18 protein-coding genes are annotated in these 19,393 nt (G+C 72.0%); 8 read left to right on the top strand and 10 right to left on the bottom strand.

Annotated features, from left to right (window positions below; translation table 11 throughout):
* Positions 1-78: 78 nt before the first annotated feature.
* Complete coding sequence (locus E9228_RS11980; protein WP_166780758.1) at positions 79-630, top strand: hypothetical protein; 552 nt, start codon at positions 79-81, stop codon at positions 628-630.
* A 24-nt stretch (positions 631-654) separates the two neighbouring features.
* Here the strand turns inward: E9228_RS11980 and E9228_RS11975 are convergent, their stop codons facing one another.
* Complete coding sequence (locus E9228_RS11975; protein WP_166780757.1) at positions 655-1,878, bottom strand: MFS transporter; 1,224 nt, start codon at positions 1,876-1,878, stop codon at positions 655-657.
* A 215-nt stretch (positions 1,879-2,093) separates the two neighbouring features.
* The gene (gene mgrA / locus E9228_RS11970; RefSeq protein WP_166780756.1) at positions 2,094-3,137 is read right to left on the bottom strand and encodes an L-glyceraldehyde 3-phosphate reductase; all 1,044 of its coding nucleotides are present in this window, start codon (positions 3,135-3,137) and stop codon (positions 2,094-2,096) included.
* Positions 3,138-3,191: 54 nt separating this feature from the next.
* Between mgrA and E9228_RS11965 the strand changes: the two genes are divergently transcribed.
* Positions 3,192-3,650 carry an iron chaperone gene (locus E9228_RS11965; RefSeq protein ID WP_166780755.1) on the top strand — a complete coding sequence of 153 codons (459 nt, stop codon included), beginning with the start codon at positions 3,192-3,194 and terminating at the stop codon, positions 3,648-3,650.
* Here E9228_RS11965 and E9228_RS11960 read toward each other — a convergent pair.
* The 7 genes from E9228_RS11960 to E9228_RS11930 form a co-directional block, all read right to left on the bottom strand.
* Positions 3,628-4,086, bottom strand: coding sequence for a MarR family winged helix-turn-helix transcriptional regulator (locus E9228_RS11960; protein WP_166780754.1), 459 nt, complete (start codon positions 4,084-4,086; stop codon positions 3,628-3,630). The two genes, E9228_RS11965 and E9228_RS11960, sit on opposite strands and share 23 nt — an antisense overlap.
* A gap of 52 nt (positions 4,087-4,138) precedes the next feature.
* The gene (locus E9228_RS11955) at positions 4,139-4,855 is read right to left on the bottom strand and encodes a phosphatase PAP2 family protein (protein WP_166780753.1); all 717 of its coding nucleotides are present in this window, start codon (positions 4,853-4,855) and stop codon (positions 4,139-4,141) included.
* A 91-nt stretch (positions 4,856-4,946) separates the two neighbouring features.
* The gene (locus E9228_RS11950) at positions 4,947-5,864 is read right to left on the bottom strand and encodes an ROK family protein (RefSeq protein WP_341849872.1); all 918 of its coding nucleotides are present in this window, start codon (positions 5,862-5,864) and stop codon (positions 4,947-4,949) included.
* Positions 5,861-7,561, bottom strand: a complete 1,701-nt coding sequence (locus E9228_RS11945; RefSeq protein WP_166780752.1) for a dipeptide ABC transporter ATP-binding protein — start codon at positions 7,559-7,561, stop codon at positions 5,861-5,863. The genes E9228_RS11950 and E9228_RS11945 overlap by 4 nt, the downstream gene beginning before the upstream one ends.
* A complete protein-coding gene (locus tag E9228_RS11940) occupies positions 7,558-8,454 on the bottom strand; it encodes an ABC transporter permease (RefSeq protein ID WP_166780751.1) in 897 nt (298 codons plus the stop codon). Before E9228_RS11940 ends, E9228_RS11945 begins: the two co-directional genes overlap by 4 nt.
* Positions 8,451-9,410, bottom strand: a complete 960-nt coding sequence (locus E9228_RS11935; RefSeq protein ID WP_166780750.1) for an ABC transporter permease — start codon at positions 9,408-9,410, stop codon at positions 8,451-8,453. Before E9228_RS11935 ends, E9228_RS11940 begins: the two co-directional genes overlap by 4 nt.
* Before the next feature lie 77 nt (positions 9,411-9,487).
* Entirely contained in the window at positions 9,488-11,284 is a 1,797-nt protein-coding gene (locus tag E9228_RS11930; RefSeq protein ID WP_166780749.1) for a peptide ABC transporter substrate-binding protein, read from the bottom strand.
* Positions 11,285-11,523: 239 nt separating this feature from the next.
* On the opposite strand from E9228_RS11930, the gene E9228_RS11925 reads away from it, so the two are divergent.
* Genes E9228_RS11925 through E9228_RS11915 form a run of 3 tightly spaced genes read left to right on the top strand, consistent with a single transcriptional unit; the run spans position 11,524 to position 14,991 of the window.
* Positions 11,524-12,708: an ROK family protein gene (locus tag E9228_RS11925; RefSeq protein ID WP_166780748.1), complete on the top strand. Its 1,185-nt coding sequence runs from the start codon at positions 11,524-11,526 to the stop codon at positions 12,706-12,708.
* Positions 12,701-14,242, top strand: a complete 1,542-nt coding sequence (locus E9228_RS17595) for a M81 family metallopeptidase (protein ID WP_166780747.1) — start codon at positions 12,701-12,703, stop codon at positions 14,240-14,242. The genes E9228_RS11925 and E9228_RS17595 overlap by 8 nt, the downstream gene beginning before the upstream one ends.
* A complete protein-coding gene (locus tag E9228_RS11915) occupies positions 14,239-14,991 on the top strand; it encodes a copper homeostasis protein CutC (RefSeq protein WP_166780746.1) in 753 nt (250 codons plus the stop codon). The genes E9228_RS17595 and E9228_RS11915 overlap by 4 nt, the downstream gene beginning before the upstream one ends.
* Before the next feature lie 98 nt (positions 14,992-15,089).
* Here the strand turns inward: E9228_RS11915 and E9228_RS11910 are convergent, their stop codons facing one another.
* Positions 15,090-16,049, bottom strand: coding sequence for a helix-turn-helix domain-containing protein (locus E9228_RS11910; protein WP_166780745.1), 960 nt, complete (start codon positions 16,047-16,049; stop codon positions 15,090-15,092).
* A gap of 93 nt (positions 16,050-16,142) precedes the next feature.
* Between E9228_RS11910 and glgX the strand changes: the two genes are divergently transcribed.
* The 3 genes from glgX to E9228_RS11895 are packed head-to-tail and all read left to right on the top strand — an operon-like array spanning position 16,143 to position 19,318.
* On the top strand, positions 16,143-18,161 hold the full coding sequence (gene glgX, locus E9228_RS11905) for a glycogen debranching protein GlgX (protein ID WP_166780744.1): 2,019 nt from the start codon (positions 16,143-16,145) through the stop codon (positions 18,159-18,161).
* A 39-nt stretch (positions 18,162-18,200) separates the two neighbouring features.
* On the top strand, positions 18,201-19,088 hold the full coding sequence (locus E9228_RS11900) for an SDR family oxidoreductase (protein ID WP_166780743.1): 888 nt from the start codon (positions 18,201-18,203) through the stop codon (positions 19,086-19,088).
* Between the two features lie 41 nt (positions 19,089-19,129).
* Entirely contained in the window at positions 19,130-19,318 is a 189-nt protein-coding gene (locus tag E9228_RS11895) for a hypothetical protein (protein WP_166780742.1), read from the top strand.
* The last annotated feature ends 75 nt before the right edge of the window (positions 19,319-19,393 follow it).

Genomic DNA, 19,393 nt, shown 5'->3' with positions numbered 1-19,393 from the left:
CGCGTGGACGGCGAGCGATCGGTGTGGCGGCGACTGGCTCACCGGTGGCGGCAGGCGAACGCCGTGCCGGTTCCCCACGTGACCACACCGGGCCGCGCTGCCGTCCCCTACCCGACGCTCAGCCACCCCGAGCGGCGCACGTTCGCGCAGTGCGAGCAGTCCCTGCTCCGGGAGGTCGTCGACGCCGCCGCGTGGAGCCGCCGACTCGAGGCTCGTGGTGACCTGTCGTTCCCGGTGCCGTGGCTGGTCCAGCCGGAGCGGGTCCGGGCCGCGATGTCGGACGACACGAGGGGGCACGCACCGACCGCGACGCAGATGCACGCCGTCGTGGACTGGCTCGTGCACGTGGGCGCGCTCCGGGCACTCCCGTCGACGCACCGGGACGAGCTCGTCCGGTCCGGCATCGCCCATCGGCAGGCGCTCGTCGCGAGCGGGTGGTCACGCACGGTGCCGTCCGACCCGCCCGGGTTCGCGGAGCGGGTCGAGCAGTCGTACCGCGAGCAGGACCGCGACGCGTGGGTCGTGGTCCCGGAGGGGATGCTGCGGGTCTACCCGCAGCTGGCCGACGCGGACGACGACTGGCGTGCTGCCGCCGGCCGCGCCCAGCCACCCACCCTGCCGCCGGCCTGAGCCGGACGGGAGGCGCGCCTCCCGTCAGCGGACCGCGTCGCGGCGGGTCAGCACCAGGTTGGCGACGCCCGCCAGCACGACGACGGCGGCCGAGATCGCCGGGAACGCCATCGCTGCCGGGGTACCGGCACGTTCGGCGACCTCGCCGACGACGGCACTGGCGATCGACTGCCCGACGATGACCGCCGAGCCGAGGATCGTCATGGTCGTCGCCGAGCGGCCCACCGGCGAACGGTCGGAGCCCAGGCTGTACTGGGTGACGAGGGTCGGACCGATGCCGATGCCCATCACGGCGAGGACGATCCCGACCGCCAGCACGGAGTCCGCGGTGGCGAACACGACCGCCGACCCGAGCAGCACGACGCCGAAGAGCAGCCACCGCCAGCCGAGCCGGAAGGCCCGGGGGAACGCCGCCGACCCGAGCGCGAGCCCCGCCGAACCGATGCCCATCAGGCCGTACAGCAGCCCGGCCCGCGACGAACCGCCGTGGTCGGCCATGAACGCCGTCAGCGCGGTCAGCGTCGAACCGAAGAAGAACCCGATGCCGAGGATGCCCACGACCACGACGACCAGCCGGGGCCGCAGGAGCTGCCGCGCCGGTGCGGGCCGCGGGTCGGACGCCTGCCCGAGTGTCAGTCTGCCCGTGGGGTGCAGGGCGAAGGCCGTGACGAAGACGAACGTCAGGACCGAGGCGCCGGCGACGGCGACCCAGGGCGCGATGGCGCTCGCCAGGACGCCGACCAGGAACGGTCCGACGATGAAGACGGTCTCGTCGGCGGCGGACTCGTACGCCATCGTGCCGCTGAGGACCCGCTCGTGCCGCTTCGGTTCCATCCGGTTCCGGATGATGGCGACGAGCCGGGTGCGGGACATCGGCGCGACCTGCGGGGCAGTCGCTCCGATGAGGAACGACATCGCCAAGACGGCCAGGTCGGGGGCGCTGCTCTGCACGACGAACGGCAGCGCACCGAGCAGCACCGCGTTGGCGAGCCCGACGGGAACGAGTACGGCGCGCTGGCCGTACTTGTCTGCGGCGGCACCGACGAGCGGCCCGAACAGCGCCGAGCCGATGCCGACCGAGGCCGAGTTGACGCCGCCGAGTGCGACCGAGTCACGTGCGGCGACGACGAGCGTCAGCACGCCGACGACCATCATCGCGAACGGCAGTCGCGCCACGAAGGCGATGGGGAAGTAGGACCGCCCGGCGAGGGCGATCAGGGAAGCGCCGGAGGAACGCGCCTGGAGCATGGTGGGGGTGTGCCTTCTCGGCCCACTCGTGTGGAGCGGACCCATCGGGTGCCGCCGCTGTCCGCCGGGGTGCCGGCGTCCGGTAGATACACGGTTGTTGCTGGATTGCCTGTCCAGGGTACCCGCCCGGTCCGCGAGACACCGGTGTTCTTCCGTCGCGCCGCGTCATGACGCGGCGTTCCCGACGAACACCGGTGTTCCGCAGGAGGGACGGGTCAGGAGACCTCGCCGGAGCGGGCGCCTGCCCAGAGGTCGACGTCGGTGATGCCGACGCTGTGCTCGTCGATGGTGCGGAGCTCGTCGTCCGAGAACGTCGTGTTCGCCAGCGCGGCGACGTTGTCCTCGAGCTGCTCCACCCGAGAGGCACCGATCACCAGGGACGTGACACGCTCGTCCCGCAGTGCCCAGGCCAGGGCGAGCTGCGCCATCGTCTGCCCACGCGACTCCGCGACGGCGTTGAGCGCGCGGAGGTGCTCGACGACCTCGGGCGTGATCGACGAGGGGTCGAGCGACTTCCCGGCCGCGGCGCGGGATCCCTCGGGCACGCCGTCCAGGTACTTGCCGGTGAGGAGTCCCTGCGCCAGCGCGGTGAAGCCGATCACGCCGAAGCCGAGCTCGCCGGCGGCGTCGAGCAGCCCCTCGGTCTCGACCCAGCGGTTGAGCATCGAGTACGAGGGCTGGTGGATGAGGAGAGGCGTGCCGAGGTCGCGGAGGATCGCGGCGGCCTGGCGGGTGCGCTCGGCGTCGTAGGACGAGATGCCGACGTAGAGCGCCTTGCCCTGCTGGACGGCGGTGTGCAGGGCGCCCATCGTCTCCTCGAGCGGGGTGGAGGCGTCGAGGCGGTGCGAGTAGAAGACGTCGACGTAGTCTAGCCCGGTGCGGCGCAGCGACTGGTCGAGTGAGGCGAGGACGTACTTGCGGGAGCCGCCGCCCTGCCCGTACGGGCCGGGCCACATGTCCCAGCCGGCCTTCGTCGAGACGACCATCTCGTCGCGGTAGGGCGCGAAGTCCTCGCGCATGAGCTTGCCGAAGTTCCGTTCAGCGGCGCCGTAGGGCGGGCCGTAGTTGTTCGCCAGGTCGTGGTGCGTGATGCCGAGGTCGAACGCCCGGCGGCTCACCGCACGCTGGGTCTCGAACGGGACGTCGTCACCGAAGTTGTGCCAGTAGCCGAGGGAGAGCAGCGGCAGGTCGAGCCCCGAGTGCCCCGTCCGCCGGTAGGTCATCGAGTCGTAGCGGTCGTCGGCCGCGATGTAGGTCATGGACCCGAGCCTGCCATGGCGCTACCGTGGGCTGCACCGACGAGGGAGCCGACCATGGCAGCACGCGACGACGCGTCCGAGAGCACCTTCACCGCCGAGGAGCGTGCCGCGATGCGCGAGCACGTGGCCGAGGTGACGGCCAGCCGGAAGCGCGGGACGACGAAGGCCGAGAAGGCCGCACTCGACGCCCAGGCGGTGGTCGAGAAGATCGCCGCGATGCCCGAGCCCGACCGGGGACTGGCGGAACGCATCCACCGCATCGCACGGGAGGCCGCGCCCGAGCTGACACCGAAGCTCTGGTACGGCATGCCCGCGTACGCGAAGGACGGCGCGGTCGTGTTCTTCTTCCAGGACGCCGCCAAGTTCCGGGCCCGCTACTCGACGCTGGGCTTCCAGGACCCGGCGCGGCTCGACGACGGGTCGTTCTGGCCGACCTCGTTCGCGGTGACACCGGACTTCTCGGATGCCGACGAGCAGCGGGTCGCCGAGCTCATCCGTCGCGCGACGGCCTGAGCCCCTGCTCGATCCGCTCGAGCAGTCCGACGGCGGACACCACGGCGTCGTCCTCGATGCCCTGCTCGTGGAGGGCGGCACGGAGGGTCTCCGCCCACCGGGTCCGCAGCACGCCGATGCTCTCGGCCGCGAGCGCCGTCGGGAACAGCTGGGCGGTCCGGGCGTCGTCCGGATGGGCACGCCGTTCGACCATGCCCTTCACGACGAGCGACCCGAGCGCGACGCTGAGGTTGCTGCGGCGGAGGGCCGTCGCGTCCGCCGTGGCACTCGGCGTCGTCCCCGGGTTCGTGTCGACCCAGCGCATCACCAGGACCTCGGTACCGGTCAGCGGCACGACGTCGACCGCGCGCGGACCGGTCGGGTCGAGCTCCCGCGCGACGCTGAGGACGACGTCCGCCAGCCGGGCCAACGCGTCGTCGGAGGTCGGGGAAGTCATCCCCGCACCGTAACCCGCGTCGATGGGCGACCCACCGGGTGACGGACGGCGTTCAGTGCCGTGCGGTGAGCGCCGGGCGCCGCAGGACGGGGATGCGCGGCATCGCCCAGTCCACCCAGACGAGCCGTGCGGCCGGTGCGACGGCGAGCGCCCACACCACGGACGCGACGGTGTCGGTCGGGTAGTGCACGGCGTCGATGGTGAGCGCGAGCACGACCACCACGACGATCACGGTGCCGAGCGTCACGGCGAGGGTGTGCCACCGGGTGTCGCGGAGCACCCACGTCAGCGCGATGACGATGGCGACGATGAACACGGTGTGCCCACTCGGGTACGAGGGGTCGGGCTGCGTGGCGAACGGGTGCGGCAGCAGCGACGTGTCCGGCCGGGGGCGCTGGACGAGTTCCTTGACGAGGTCCGACGGCACCCAGGTGATCGCGACGGTGCCGGCGAACGCGGCCGCCGGGCGGACGTCCCGTTGCACGAACCAGAGCACGCCGGTGACGATGATCGTGACGCCGATCGCCGGAGCGGGGCTGATCACGTGGTAGACCGCGGTGGTGAACGCCCCGAGCGCCCCGGTGTGCAGGGTGTTCAGCGCGTGGGCGAGCGGGAAGTCGACGTCGCCGAGGACGAACCCGACGATCGTGATGACGATCACGGTGGCGAGGGCGATCGCGAGCGTGGCGAGCGGGTACGGCGTGCGGACGAGGATGCCGGACGGCATGCGCTCCCGGCGGGCTGGCGTCGGGGCGGGCGCGTCGGTCATGCGCTCATCCTCCCAGCCGGTGCACTGTTCCGGTGCCGGGAGTCCCGCTCCGGCAGATCAGAGAGCGCTCAGCACCGCCTCGACACTCGGCTCACGCCGCGACGACGAGCCGCCGCACCTGCGCGGCCGCCCCGAGCGCCACGGCGTCCGGTCCGAGCGCCGAGGGCTCGACGCGGATCGCCGCCCCGCTGACCGGGGGTTCGTCCGCCAACGCCGACGCGACGGCCGGCGCGAGCAGGTCCCACGACCGGGCCACCCCGCCGCCGATGACGACCGTCGTCACGTCGAGGATCCCCGCGGTGAGCAGGACGGCGCGGGCGACGCCCCACCCGGCGGTCGCGAACACGGCCTGGGCGTCCGGGTCCCCGGCGCGTGCGGCCTCGGCGACCTGGTGGGTGCCGAGTCGTCGACCGGTGCTCGCGGCGTAGCGGTCTGCCATCCCCCGGGCACCGGCGACGGTCTCGAGGTGGCCGCGCTGCCCGCAGGTGCAGGGGGTGTCGCCGAAGCCGGGGACGTGGCCGATCTCACCGGCCGCGCCGTGCGGGCCGCCGAACAGGGTGCCGCCGAGGACGAGCGCGCCGCCGACCCCGGTGCCGAGGGTCATCCCGAGCACGTCCCGCTCCCCCGCGACGGCTCCGGCAGCGACCTCGCCCAGGAGGAACGCGTTGACGTCGTTGTCGAGCGTCGCCGGGACCCCGAGCCGTGCGGTGACGGCGTCGGTGACGCCGTACCCGGCCCAGCCGGTGAACGAGTTGGCGGTGACGAGCACCGTGCCCGTGGTCGGGTCGACGACGCCGGCAGCGCCCACCCCGACGCCCGCCAAGGAGGCCCGGTGCCGGTCGAGCAGGGACCGCACCGCCGCCTCGGCCGCGTCCAGGATCGCGTCTCCGCCGTCGTGCGCGGGTGTCGGCAGGTCGATGCGGTCGAGGACCTCGAGGTCGGTGGTGGCGAGGAGGACCTTCGTGTTCGTCCCGCCGACGTCGATGCCGGCGAGCACCTCGGCGCTCACGGGGTCACCGCGGCGAGGGAGGCCAGCCGTTCGGTCCGGCGCTGGCGTTGCACCACCGGGTCGGGCACGGGGACGGCGGCGAGCAGGCGCCGGGTGTAGTCGGTCGTCGGGTGCAGCAGCGTCGCGCCGGTCGGGCCCTGTTCCTCGACCGCACCGGCGCGCATCACGACGACCCGTTCGGCGAACTGCTGCACGACGGCGAGGTCGTGCGAGACGAACAGGCACGCGAAGCCCAGGTCGGCCTGCAGGTCGGTGAGGACCTCGAGGACGGCCTCCTGCACGCTGACGTCGAGGGCGCTGGTCGGTTCGTCCGCGACGAGCAGCCGCGGGTCGAGCACGAGCGCCCGGGCGAGGCTGACGCGCTGACGCTGCCCGCCGGAGAGCTCCCGCGGGGCGCGGGTGGCCAGGGTCCGGGGCAGTCGGACGGCGTCCAGGACCTCGTCCACGCGGCGGCGGCGGTCGGCGGTCGAGGTCCGCCGGCGGTGGATGGCGAGCGGTTCGGCGATGCACTCGCCGACGGACATCCGCGGGTCGAGCGACGCCACGGGGTCCTGCAGCACGACGCCGATGCCGGAACGGAGGGCCAGGCGGTCCCGTCCGCGGGTGCGGCGGAGGTCGGAGCCGAACAGCCGGACGCTGCCGGCGGTGGGGCGCACCAGGCCGAGGGCGACGCGGGCGGCGGTGGACTTGCCGGAGCCGGACTCGCCGACCAGGCCGACGGTCTCCCCGGCGTGCACGACGACGTCGATGCCGCGCAGGGCGTGCACCGCGCGGGCGCCGCGGCCGAAGGTGACCGACACGTCACGCAGGTCGACCACCGGGGCGGGGGCGGGCCTCCCGTCCGGTTCGTCGGCGGACGCCGGCCGATCCGCGACCACGGGCCGCTCGGCCGACGACGCAGCGGTCTGGAGGCGCGGCACCGCGGCCAGCAGCCGTTCGGTGTACTCGTGCTGCGGTCGGAGCAGGACGTCCTCGACGCCGCCGGTCTCGACGATCGAGCCCTGCAGCATCACGGCGACCCGGTCGGCGAAGTCCGCGACGACCCCCATGTTGTGCGTGACGAGCAGCACGCCGGTGCCGGTGTCGGCGGCGAGCGCCCGGAGCAGCTCGAGGATCTCGGCCTGCACCGTGACGTCGAGCGCGGTGGTCGGCTCGTCGGCGATGAGGAGCGCCGGCTCGTTCGCGATCGCCATCGCGATGACGACACGTTGTCGCTGGCCGCCGGAGAGCTGGAACGGGAAGGCCTTCGCGCGCTCCTCCGGGGACGGGATGCCGACGCGGCGGAGGAGTTCGAAGGCCTCGGTCGCGGCGGACGCGGCGGACACCTGCCGGTGGTTCCGGATGACCTCGGCGATCTGCGCCCCGACCCGGGTGAGCGGGTCGAGGGCGGTCGCGGGCTCCTGGAACACCATCGAGACGGTCTGGCCGCGCAGGGAGCGCAGGGACGGCTCGGACGCACCGACGACCTGGTGCCCGTCGATGACGGCGCTGCCGGTGACGGTGGCGTTGCCGGAGAGCAGCCCCATCGCGGCGAGGGCGACGGTGGACTTGCCGGAGCCGGACTCCCCGACGAGGGCGAGGGTCTCGCCCGGTGCGACGGTGAGCGAGACGCCCTGGACGGCGTGCACGTCGCCGGACTCGGTGCTGAAGTGCACGCCGAGGTCGTCGACGGCGAGGATCGGTTCGGTGGCGGTCATCCGCGGCCCTTCACGTCGAATGCGTCCCGGAGCCCGTCGCCGACGGCGTTGAGCGCGCAGACGACGAGGATCACGGCGAGTCCCGGCGGCACGATGAGCCACCAGCGACCGGAGTAGGCGGCGGTGAGTCCCGCCGAGAGCATGCCGCCCCAGTCCGTGGCCGGCGGCTGCACGCCGAGGCCCAGGTAGGAGACGTAGGCGACCAGGAGGATCGCGTCGGCCACCTGGAACGTGGCGGCGACGACGATGGTCGACACCGAGTTCGGCAGCAGGTGCCGGCCGATGGCGCGGGCGTGCGAGCCACCGATGGCGCGGAGGGTGAGCACGAAGTCGCGGTTCTTCAGCGTCAGGGTCTCGGCGCGGATGAGTCGGGACGGCACGAGCCAGGACACGAACCCGAGGATCACGATGAGCCCCCAGACGCCGGGCGTGGTGATCGCCGAGATGACGAGCAGGATGAACAGCGCCGGGATCGCGATGCCGGCGTCGACGATGCGCATCATCACGGCGTCGACCCAGCCGCCGACGTACCCGGCGACGGAGCCCCACAGCGTGCCGACGACGGTCGCCAGCAGTCCGGCGGCGATGCCGACCATGAGGGACACCTTGCCGCCGTACATGAGACGGCCGAGGACGTCGTGGCCGACGGCGTCGGTGCCGAGCAGGTGGGCGCCGCCCGAGCTCCGGTTCGCCTGCTCGAGCATGGTGTGGGTCTGGTCGGTCGGGTACAGGAACGGGCCGACGAAGCAGAACAGCACGATGACGACGAGCAGGACCAGGCCGATGACGGCGAGGGTGTTGTGGCGGAACCGGCGGGCGGCCAGTCGGAAGCCGGTGGCGGCGACCGTGACGGGTGCGCCGGGCGTCTCGGGGGCGAGTTGCACGGTGGTCATGCGCGGCCTGCCTTCACTCGCGGGTCGATGAGGGACTGTGCCACGTCGGCGAGCAGCGTGCCGATGACGGTGGCGACGGAGATGACGAGCACGCAGCCGAGCAGCGTCGGGTAGTCCGAGGTCTGTGCCGCGTTCCAGAACAGCAGCCCCATGCCGGGGTAGTTGAACAGCTGTTCGGTGACCAGCGCGCCGCCGAACAGCACCGGCAGGTAGTAGCCGAGCATCGCGACGACGGGCGTCAGCGAGTTCCGGAACACGTGCCGGCGGAGGATCGTCGCCGTCGACGAGCCACCGGCGCGTGCGGTGCGGACGTAGTCCTCCTGGAGGTTCTCCAGCGTCGCAGCCCGCATGTACCGGCTGAAGACGGCGATCATCGCCAGGGCTCCGGTGAGCACCGGCAGGACGAGGCCGGCCGGCTGCTGGAACACCTCGGCGAGGGTGGTGCCGCTCGGCGCCTGCGACGGCAGCCACGGCAGCTGCTGGCTGAAGACGATGATGAGCACGAGGCCGAGGAAGAACGCGGGCGTCGAGTAGAAGACGAACGCCAGGGCGGTGGCGGCGTAGTCGATCGCGCCGTTGCGTCGGGCTGCCTGCCACATGCCGACCGGGATCGCGATGACGATCCCGAGCACGGCGGAGAGTCCGGTGAGGACGAGGGTCTTCGGGATGCGCTCCTGGATGAGCTGCGACACCGGTTCGTTGAGCGTGTACGAGGTGCCGAGGTCGCCCGTGAGCAGGCGTCCGAGGAACCGGAGGTACTGCACGGGCAGCGCCTGGTCGAGGCCCTGCGCCTGGTTGAACGCGGCGATCTGGGCGGGGGTCGCGGAGACGCCGAGCACGCCGCGAGCGGGTCCGCCGGGCAGTGCGTGCAGCAGGCAGAACACGACGATCGTGACGATGAGGATCACCGCGAGCGCCTGCAGGACGCGGCGGCTGAGGTAGAGGGCAGTGGTCATGCTGCTTCCGATGCTCGGGTCCGGGACGTGGGGAGGACGGGAGGCGCGGTGCGGCGCCTCCCGTCCGGGTCACGCTGCTACTTGCTCCACTTCCACTGGGCGGGGTGGAAGTTCGCGAGCGAGTCCTGGTCGAAGCCGGTCAGACCGCTCTTCTTGACGGAGATCTGGTAGTCCGGGCTGGGCAGCCAGATCACGGGCAGGTCCTTCGCGACGGCGGCGCTGTAGTCCTGCACGGCGCTGGCGTCGGTGGAGGTGGTCGTCGCGTCGATGAGCGCGTCGACCTGCTTGTTCGAGTAGCTGCCGAAGTTCGCCGAACCGCCGGTGGAGAACAGCGACTCACCGGTCGGGTAGGCCGGGAAGTACCAGCTGCCCGCGGTGCCGAAGAACGACAGGTCCCAGTCGCAGCTGGACTCGTCGGCGGTGCAGGTCGGGGTCTGCGACAGGACGCTCGACACCGGGGCCGTCTTGATCGAGAAGCCGATGCCGGTCTTCTCGAGCGACGACTGGATGGCGCTCATCATGTTGTCGGTGACGGTCGAACCGGACTGCGAGAGCACCTTCATGGCGAACTTCGTGCCCTCGGCGACACCCTCGCCGCACTGGCTCGACGAGGTGCCCGGGTCGGTGCAGACCATGGTGCCGCCCTGCTTCGTCCAGCCGTGGCTCGTCAGCAGTGCGGCGGCTTTCTTCGTGCTGAACGGGTACGGGTTGTCCTTCTGCACGTCGGAGACGTAGTCGGACTCCTGCGCCTGCGGGATCGGGCCGTAGGTGGAGGTCGCGGTGCCGTTGAAGACGACCTTCGACAGGCTCTTCTGGTCGATCGACATCTGCACGGCCTGGCGGGCGTACAGCTGCTGGAACACGGCGCCCATGTCCGGGTTGTTGAAGTTGTACGGCATGTACGTGATCGCCCAGCCGGTCCACGGGTCGACCTCGTAGCCCTTCGCCGTGAAGGAGTCCTCCTGGTCGAGGTCGGTGGCGTTGATGTAGCCGTAGTCGACCGCACCGGAGCGCAGCGCGTTCGTCTCGGCGTCCGCGGTGGTGAAGGGCAGCAGGTTGACCGTCTTGATGGACGCCTTCTCGCCGCCGTCGTACTTCGGGTTCGCGGTCAGCTGGACCTTGCCGGCGGTGGTGAAGGACGACAGGCCGTAGGGGCCGGAGATCGTCTTCCACAGGGCGTCCGAGTCGTAGTCGGCGATCTTGCCCGCGGCCGTGTTGAGGTACTTCCAGACCTGCTTGGCACCGGTCGCGGTGCGGTCGGCGTCGGTCACCGTGCCGGAAGCGCTCGTCTTGTCCCAGGCGTGCTGGGGCAGCGGGATGATGTAGCTCAGCTGGTTGGCGAGCATCCAGTCCTTGTTGTACGCCTTGTCGAACGTGATCGTGAAGTGCGTGTCGTCGACGGCCGTGAAGGACGTCCAGTTGTCCGGCGCCTTGCCCTCGGAGTACGAGCCCCAGTCCTTCGCGTTCGCCTTGATCAGGTTGAACCAGAACTCGACGTCGCGGCTCGTGATCGGCTCGCCGTCGGACCAGTGCCGGTCGCCGAGGGTGATCGTGACGCTCTTGCTGTCGGACGCGAAGTCGGCGGCGGTGGCGACCGATCCGGCCTTGTCCCACGCGATCTTGCCGGTGGACCCGTCGTAGGCGATGAGGCGCTCGTACAGCGACTGGGCGATCGAGCCGTTGTTCGTGTTGAGGTGCGCGGCGGTGCCGATCGGCAGGATCCAGTTCGGCGTGAAGTTCGCCGGCAGCGCGTAGTCGATCTCGTCGGACTTCGTGCCGGTGGTGGCGGAACCGCCCCCGGAACACCCGGCGAGCAGTGCGCTCACCGCGAGTGCGGCTCCGGTGAGGAGGGCCCAGCGACGGGGCTTGGTCATGCGTGTCTCCTTGCGCGAGGACGCCATCGTCGGCGTGGTGGAGGGACGGGAGTGCGACCAGGACCAGGCCCCGGTGGCACGTGCACAGTCAATGGCCGAAGTCGTTGGAAAAACAAACGTTCTCGTGTAAATAGTCTGTTTCTGCCGAACGGCGGAAAGCGCGGACCGACACTTCTGCCCCGTAGGCTCGGTCCCATCGGGCGGTCACCGCGCCCGGGTGACGCCGATTGGAGAAAGTCGTGCCGGACCTCAGCTCCCGCGTGCTCGAACTCATCGCCAGTGGCCAGGCCTCGAGTCGGACCGAGATCGCCCAGCTGCTCGGAGCGGCGCCGTCCACGGTCTCCCACGTCGTCGGGCAGCTCCTCGGCCACGGCATCCTGGCCGAGGAGGGCACCGACGTCTCCACGGGCGGCCGGCCCCGCAAGGTCCTGCGGATCGGTGGGTCCGACGAGTACGCGGTCGCCGCGGACGTCGGTGGCGGTCACGTCCGGATCGGCATCGTCCTGCCGGGAGGCGCGCTCGAGTCCGTCTCGACCGTCCCGTTCGCGCTCGCCGACGGACCGACGGCCGGCCTGGCCGCGCTCGCGGAGCTCCTCGACGCCCTGGTGACCGAACGCGGACGGGACGGACTGCGCGGGGTCGGGTTGAGCCTCCCGGGTCCGGTCGACGTCGAGGCGGGCGTCGTCGACCTGCCGAGCCGGATGCCCGGCTGGAACGGGTTCCCGGTCGCCGCCTGGCTCACCGAGCACTTCGGGGTGCCGGCCGCGATCGACAACGACGCGAACTGCATGGCCGCTGGCGAGCAGACCGTGCAGCCGTCCACCCGACGCCAGGCGATCACGGTGAAGGCCGGGTCGGCGATCGGTGCCGGCATCATCATCGACGGCCACCTGTACCGCGGCTCGACCGGCGCCGCCGGGGACATCACCCACGTGCGCATCGACGCGGCCGGTGACACCCCGTGCTCGTGCGGCAACACCGGCTGCCTCGAGACGGTGGCGTCCGGCGCCGCGCTCGTCCGGATCCTCCGCGAGGCCGGCGTCGACGTCAGCTCCACCCAGGACGTGGTCCGGCTGGCGTCCGAAGCGCACCCGGAGACGACCCGCGCGGTCCGGCTGGCCGGGCGCTACCTCGGCGAGGTGCTGGCCGCCAACGTGAACTTCTTCAACCCGGACGCCGTCTCCCTCGGCGGCATCCTGTCCACCCTCGACCCGTTCGTCGCCGCCGTGCGGAGCCAGCTCTACGAGAGCTGCCACCCGCTCGTGACGCAGCACCTCGTCATCGAGCGCGCGTCGCTCGGCGCCGACGCCGGACTCGTCGGGGCCGGCCAGTTCGCCCTGCAGCGCGGACTGGCCGCATCGCTCGAGGAACTCTCCACCCCCGTCCCGCTGCGCACCACCAGGAACAGGAGCACCCGTGTCTGACACCGGCACCACCGCCGCCACCCGACGTCCGGTCATCGCGATCGCCGGCCTGGCCATCGAGACGTCGACCTTCACACCGACCCGCACCCCCGCGGCCGCCTTCCACCCCGACCGCGGCGACGAGGTCGTGGCCCGGTACGACTTCCTGGCGCCCCTGGCCGAGCGCGCCGACTTCCGGGGCGTCCTGATCGGACACGCCCTGCCCGGCGGGGTCGTGCTCCGCGATGCCTTCGAGGAACTCAGCGCCGAGATCACCGACCGGCTGTCCGCGATCGCCGCCGACACCACGATCGACGGACTGTGGTTCGACATCCACGGCGCGATGGTGGTCGAGGGGCTCGACGACGCCGAGACCACGCTGCTCGAACGCATCCGCGCGGTGGTCGGCCCGGACGTCGTCGTCTCGGCGTCGATGGACCTGCACGGCAACGTCTCGCGGGGACTCGCCCACCAGTGCGACCTCATCACCTGCTACCGGATGGCCCCGCACGAGGACGCCCTCGAGACGAAGGAGCGCGCCGTCCGCAACCTGGTCGACGTGCTCACCACCCGACCAGTCGGCGCCCGGCGTCCGGTGAAGGCGTGGATCCCGATCCCGGTCCTGCTGCCCGGCGAGAAGACCTCGACCCGCATCGAGCCGGCCGCGTCCGTCTACGCCCAGGTCGCGGACGTCGAGCGGGGCGAGGGCGTGCTCGACGCCGCGATCTGGGTCGGCTACGCCTGGGCCGACCAGCCGCGGAACCGCGCCGTCACCGTCGTCACCGGGTGGGACGAGGACGCCGTCACCGCCGGGGCCGAACGTCTCGCCCGGGCCTTCTGGGACGCCCGCGAGGACTTCGCGTTCGTCGCCCCGACCGGCTCGTTCGACGAGTGCCTGGCCGCCGCCCTCGCCCCCGGAGCCGCACGCCCGTACTTCGTCTCCGACTCCGGCGACAACCCGACCGCCGGCGGCTCGGGCGACATGACGTGGGGGCTGACGCAGCTGCTCGCCCGCGACGAGTTCCGGAGCGCCGACGGCCCGGTCGTCCTCTACGCCAGCGTCCCCGGCCCCGCCGCGGTCGCCGCGTGCGTCGAGGCCGGCGTCGGTGCGACCGTCACCGTCACCGCGGGCGCCGAGGTCGACGACCTGCACGCCGGACCGCTCACCATGACCGGACGTGTGCACGCGGTCAGGACCGGCGACCGGGACGCCCGGACCGAGGTCGTGCTGCAGGTCGGCAGCGTCTTCGCGATCCTCACCGAGCTGCGGAAGCCGTACCACCACGAGCACGACTTCACCGACCTGGACCTCGACCCGCGGAGCGCCGACCTGGTCGTCGTGAAGATCGGCTACCTGGAACCCGAGCTGTACGACATGGCCGCCGACTGGATGCTCGCGCTCACCCCGGGCGGTGTCGACCAGGACCTCGAACGCCTCGGCCACCACCGGATCGAACGGCCGGTGTTCCCCTTCGACCGGACCTTCCCGGAGCCGCCCGACCTGACCGCCCGGATCATCCCGGCGTCCGACCGACCACTCGGAGCACACGCATGAACGACCGTCCCGCCACCCGTTCGCTCGAGATCGCGGTCACGTCGCCGACCGGGGCCGCCACCGCGCTGTCGGGCGGCGCCGATCGGGTGGAACTCTGCAGTGCCCTGGAACTCGGCGGCCTGACCCCGTCGCAGGGACTGGTCGAGGCCGCCGTCGCGACCGGGCTCCCCGTGCACGTCCTGGTCCGCTGCCGCCCCGGCGGGTTCGTGCACGACCCCGACGAGGTCGACCTGATGGAGCGCGAACTCGTCGCCGTCCTGCGCTCCGGGGCGACCGGAGTCGTGGTCGGTGCCCTCCGCCCGGACCGGACGCTCGACACCGCCGTGCTCGCCCGCTTCGTGGCCGCAGCCCGCACCGAGCGGTCCGACGCCGAGGTCACCCTGCACCGCGCGATCGACCACGCCGTCGACCCGGTCGCCGCCGTCGCCGGACTCGCCGACCTCGGGTTCACCCGGGTGCTCACCTCCGGCGGTGCCCCGACCGCCCTCGCCGGCGCCGACACCATCGTCCGGATGGTCGCCGCCGCCGGGCCCGTCCAGGTGATGGCCGGCGCCGGGGTCACCCCCGCGGACGTGCCCGTGCTGCTCGCCACCGGGGCCGCCGCCGTGCACCTCTCGGCCAAGCGACTGGCGGACACCGCGCACGGAGGTGTCCCGATGGGCGCCGGGGACGCCGGGACCGGGCACTTCGAGACCGACGCCGAGGTGGTGCGGGCAGCGCGGGCCGCGGTGGACGCGCACCGCGACTGAGGCGGGCGGTGGGGCGAGGCGGCACCGGGCCTCCCGGGCTGCCGCGGTGTCCTGGCTGCCGCGGTGTCCTCGGGTGCCGCGCTGTCCGGGGCTGCGGGTCAGTCGTCGGCGTGCACGCCGCTCCGCAGCGTCGCGCTCGGCAGCTCCCCGAAGCGAGCCCGGTACGCGCCGGAGAACCGACCCAGGTGCGCGAACCCCCACTGCCGGGCGACCTCGGCCACCGCAGCGGTCGACGGGTCGGCGGACCGCAGCGCCTCGTGCACGGCGTCGAGTCGGACGTTGCGCAGGTGCGCCAGCGGCGAGACCCCGACCGAGCGGTTGAAGGACTGCTGGAGCCCACGCGGGCTCATGCCCGCCGCGGCGGCGATGTCCGCGAGGGTGACCACGTCGTGGGCGTTGTCCTGGATGTACGTCAGTGCGTCACGCAGACGCTCGCTGCTCGTCGTCGCCGGGGCGTCCACCGGGAACGTGGCCACCACGGTCCGGGCGACCCGGGCGTTGAGTTCGGCGCGTTCGCGTCCGACGACCCCGTCGTCCGTGATCGCACCGCCGAGCGACTGCAGGACGGACCGCAGCGTGGCGAGGTCGGCGTCGGACTCGGCCCGGCGGAAGCGGAGCGGGCCGGCGACCTGGACGCCCTCCGCGGCGAGCGCCGAGCGGAGCAGCCGGTCGGACAGGTGCAGCATCGACACCCGGCTGGTGGCGGCCTCGAAGTCGTAGCGGAGCGAGGCGGCGATCAGGAACGGCTGGCCGGGTCGGACCGTGATGCGGACCCCGTCATCGCCCGTGATGACGGCGCTGCCGTCACCGATCCAGAAGACGATGTGGTCGGCGCGGGGCTCCATGGTGCCGGTGCGGCGGCCCTCCACCGCGGACCCGCGCAGGGACAGGTCGGCGTCGCCCGCACCCGTGTACCGGAACGCGGACCGCTCGTCACCGATGCCGCCGCCGGTACCGTACGTGTCGCTGAGACTCGCGGGTCGGGTCGCACTGGTCCCCGCCAACCGGACGACGCGGAAGCCGTCGGGGCTCCCCGAGCTCGGGCGCAGATGGGTCACGACCTGATGTTCCCATGTCCGCCCGTCCTGCGCGAGCACCCCCGGGGTACGTCGATCGGTGCCGGGCACAGTCGCCGACCGGTAGAAGGAGTCATGACCTCCTCCACCCGGAACCCACTCGGCGTCACCCTCGTCGACGGCGGCGCCAACGTCGCCGTCTTCTCCAGCACCGCCGAGCGCATCGAGTTCTGCCGCTTCGACGAGGACGGCACCGAGCACCGCACCGAGCTGACGAACCGCACCGGCTACACCTTCCACGACGTCGTGCCGGACGTCACGGTCGGCACCCGCTACGGCTTCCGCGTGCACGGCGCGTGGGACCCGGCGAACGGCCTGCGCCACAACGCGTCGAAGCTCCTGCTCGACCCCTACGCCACCGCGATCGACGGCGACTACCAGTGGGGCCAGGAGCTGTTCGGCCACGACATGAACGAGCCCGAGCAGATGGACGAGTCCGACTCGGCCGCCGCCATGCCGCGCTCGATCGTCGCCGACCGCTCGTTCGACTGGCAGGGCGACACCCGTCTCGAGACCCCGCTGGCCGACACCGTCGTCTACGAGGTCCACGTGAAGGGCTTCACGAAGCAGCACCCCGACGTCCCCGAGGAGATCCGCGGCACCTACGCGGGCCTGGCGCACCCCGCCGCGATCAAGCACCTCACCGACCTCGGCATCACCGCCGTCGAGCTGCTGCCGATCCACCAGTTCGTGCAGGACTCCACGCTCGTGGACAAGGGCCTCCGCAACTACTGGGGCTACAACAGCATCGGCTTCTTCGCCCCGCACAACGAGTACTCGGCCTCGGGCACCGCCGGCCAGCAGGTCGCGGAGTTCAAGGAGATGGTCAAGGCCCTGCACGCCGCGGGCCTCGAGGTCATCCTGGACGTCGTCTACAACCACACGGCCGAGGGCAACCACATGGGCCCGACGCTGTCCTTCAAGGGCCTCGACAACCAGTCGTACTACCGGCTGGTCGAGGGCGACGAGGCGAACTACTTCGACACCACCGGCACGGGCAACAGCCTCAACGTGTCGCACCCGACCGCGCTCGGCCTCATCACGGACTCGCTCCGCTACTGGGTCGAGGAGATGCACGTCGACGGCTTCCGCTTCGACCTCGCGACGACGCTGACCCGTCAGGACGGCGAGGCCGAGAAGCACTCGGCGTTCCTCGACATCATCCACCAGGACCCGGTGCTCCGCGACGTGAAGATGATCGCCGAGCCGTGGGACACCGCGGGCTACCAGGTCGGCGGCTTCCCGGCCGACTGGTCCGAGTGGAACGGCAAGTACCGCGACGACCTCCGCTCGTTCTGGCGCGGCGACGAGGGCACCCTCGGCGACGCCGTGCAGCGTGTCCTCGGCTCCCCGGACGTCTACGAGGGGTCCCGCCGCTCGCCCCTCTGCTCGGTCGACTTCGTCACCGCGCACGACGGGTTCACGCTGGCCGACCTCACGATGTACGCCGAGAAGCACAACGAGGCGAACGGTGAGGACAACAACGACGGCGAGAGCAACAACACCTCGTTCAACGGTGGCATCGAGGGCCCGACGGACGACGGCGCGGTGAACGACTACCGCGACCGCCAGCGTCGGAACTTCCTCGGCACGCTGCTGCTCTCGGCCGGAGTGCCGATGATCCTGGGCGGCGACGAGATCGCCCGCTCGCAGGGCGGCAACAACAACGCCTACTGCCAGGACGACGAGATCTCGTGGTTCGACTGGGCCGCAGCCGACCAGGACCTGCTCGCCTTCACGACCGCGGCCATCGCCTTCCGCAAGGAGCACGTCGCGCTCCGTCCCGAGTGGTACCGGACCGCCCCCGGCGACTCGTCGTCGACCGTGTCCGTGCTCCGCGCCGACGCGAACGGCTTCGAGGACGGTGACTGGACCGACGGCGGCAACCGTGCCGTGATCCTCGTGCTCGCGCAGGGCGACGACAGCATCGCGCTGCTGCTCAACGCGTCGGAGACCACCGTCGAGTTCACCCTGCCGGAGCGTCCGGGTGGCGGCTCGTGGTCCCTCGGCCTGTCGAGCGACCCCGACCAGGCCGTGGACGGCGACGCGACGACGCTGCTCGTCCGCGACGCCTCGTTCACCGCGCTGCAGTAGCCGGAGCGGCCCTCAGTGCCCCGAGAGGACAGTGGACCCATGAGCCAGTACGAGAAGCACGACCCGACCACCCTGTACCCGGTGCCGCCGTTCCCGAAGCAGGAGCAGTCGCTGCCCGGGGCCGCGTGGAAGATGGACCCGAAGCCGGACCACGGCGAGGAGAGCTACGTCGGCAAGGGTCGGCTGGAGGGCTTCCGTGGCATCGTCACGGGCGCCGACTCCGGCATCGGTCGCGCCGCCGCGATCGCCCTCTCGCGGGAGGGCGCCGACCTGGTGCTCTCCTACCTGCCGGACGAGCAGGAGGACGCCGAGGAGGTCCGCGACCTGCTCGAGGGCGAGGGCCGCAAGGCGGTGCTGTTCCCGGGTGACATCTCCGACGAGCAGTACTGCAGCGCCCTGGTGCAGAAGGGCGTCGACGAGCTCGGCGGCCTGGACACCCTGGTCATGGTCGCCGGCCGGATGGACAGCAACGAGGACATCCTGACCCTCGACACGTCGATGTTCGACTCGACCTTCAAGACGAACATCTACTCGCTGTTCTGGCTGACGAAGGCCGCCGTGCCGCACCTGGAGCCGGGCTCGACGATCGTCACCACGGGCTCGATCCAGGCGTCCACCCCGTCGCCGGACAAGATCGACTACGCCGTCTCGAAGGGCGCCATCAAGCTCTTCACCGAGGCGGTCGCCCAGCAGCTGGCGCCGAAGGGCATCCGCGTGAACTCGGTCGCCCCGGGTCCGGTGTGGACGCCGCTGCAGCCGGGCTCGGACGACGCCGAGACGGTGTCGACCTTCGGCCAGCAGGCACCGTACGGTCGCCCGGGTCAGCCGGCCGAGCTGGCCGCGGCGTACGTCCACCTGGTCAGTCCAGAATCGAGCTACCAGTCCGGTTCGACGATCACGGTCGCCGGCGGCACGCCCGCCTTCTGATCGACGTCCGAGTCCGGACAGCACCCGCGAAGGAGCACACGATGAGCAACGACACCACGGCGCACGACCCCGAGGGCACGCCGAAGCCGGACGGTCTCGGCGACGACGGGACCGTCCCCAACGAGCCCGGTGGCGTGGCCGCCGGCTTCACCGGTGACGCCTCGCACTTCAACCCGGAAGAGGACGCGTCGGCGGACGACGCGGCCACGGACGGCGACTCCGACGCCTGACCGGACGGCGCACACGCGCTGACCACACGACGGGAGGCCCGGTACCAGCTGGTACCGGGCCTCCCGTCACGTCGT

Source organism: Curtobacterium salicis (assembly GCF_011759505.1).
Classification (GTDB): Bacteria; Actinomycetota; Actinomycetes; order Actinomycetales; family Microbacteriaceae; genus Curtobacterium; species Curtobacterium salicis.
This window is presented reverse-complemented; position numbering and strand designations above follow the sequence as displayed.

Excerpts from the sequence above, each read along its gene's own strand:
- E9228_RS11915 (WP_166780746.1), top strand. The coding sequence starts at position 14,239 with ATGAACGACCGTCCCGCCACCCGTTCGCTCGAGATCGCGGTCACGTCG.
- mgrA (WP_166780756.1), bottom strand. The coding sequence starts at position 3,137 with ATGACCTACATCGCGGCCGACGACCGCTACGACTCGATGACCTACCGG.
- E9228_RS11965 (WP_166780755.1), top strand. The coding sequence starts at position 3,192 with ATGGCAGCACGCGACGACGCGTCCGAGAGCACCTTCACCGCCGAGGAG.
- E9228_RS11955 (WP_166780753.1), bottom strand. The coding sequence starts at position 4,855 with ATGACCGACGCGCCCGCCCCGACGCCAGCCCGCCGGGAGCGCATGCCG.
- E9228_RS11960 (WP_166780754.1), bottom strand. The coding sequence starts at position 4,086 with ATGACTTCCCCGACCTCCGACGACGCGTTGGCCCGGCTGGCGGACGTC.
- glgX (WP_166780744.1), top strand. The coding sequence starts at position 16,143 with ATGACCTCCTCCACCCGGAACCCACTCGGCGTCACCCTCGTCGACGGC.
- E9228_RS11945 (WP_166780752.1), bottom strand. The coding sequence starts at position 7,561 with ATGACCGCCACCGAACCGATCCTCGCCGTCGACGACCTCGGCGTGCAC.
- E9228_RS11975 (WP_166780757.1), bottom strand. The coding sequence starts at position 1,878 with ATGCTCCAGGCGCGTTCCTCCGGCGCTTCCCTGATCGCCCTCGCCGGG.
- E9228_RS11895 (WP_166780742.1), top strand. The coding sequence starts at position 19,130 with ATGAGCAACGACACCACGGCGCACGACCCCGAGGGCACGCCGAAGCCG.
- E9228_RS11940 (WP_166780751.1), bottom strand. The coding sequence starts at position 8,454 with ATGACCACCGTGCAACTCGCCCCCGAGACGCCCGGCGCACCCGTCACG.
- E9228_RS11900 (WP_166780743.1), top strand. The coding sequence starts at position 18,201 with ATGAGCCAGTACGAGAAGCACGACCCGACCACCCTGTACCCGGTGCCG.
- E9228_RS11935 (WP_166780750.1), bottom strand. The coding sequence starts at position 9,410 with ATGACCACTGCCCTCTACCTCAGCCGCCGCGTCCTGCAGGCGCTCGCG.
- E9228_RS11930 (WP_166780749.1), bottom strand. The coding sequence starts at position 11,284 with ATGACCAAGCCCCGTCGCTGGGCCCTCCTCACCGGAGCCGCACTCGCG.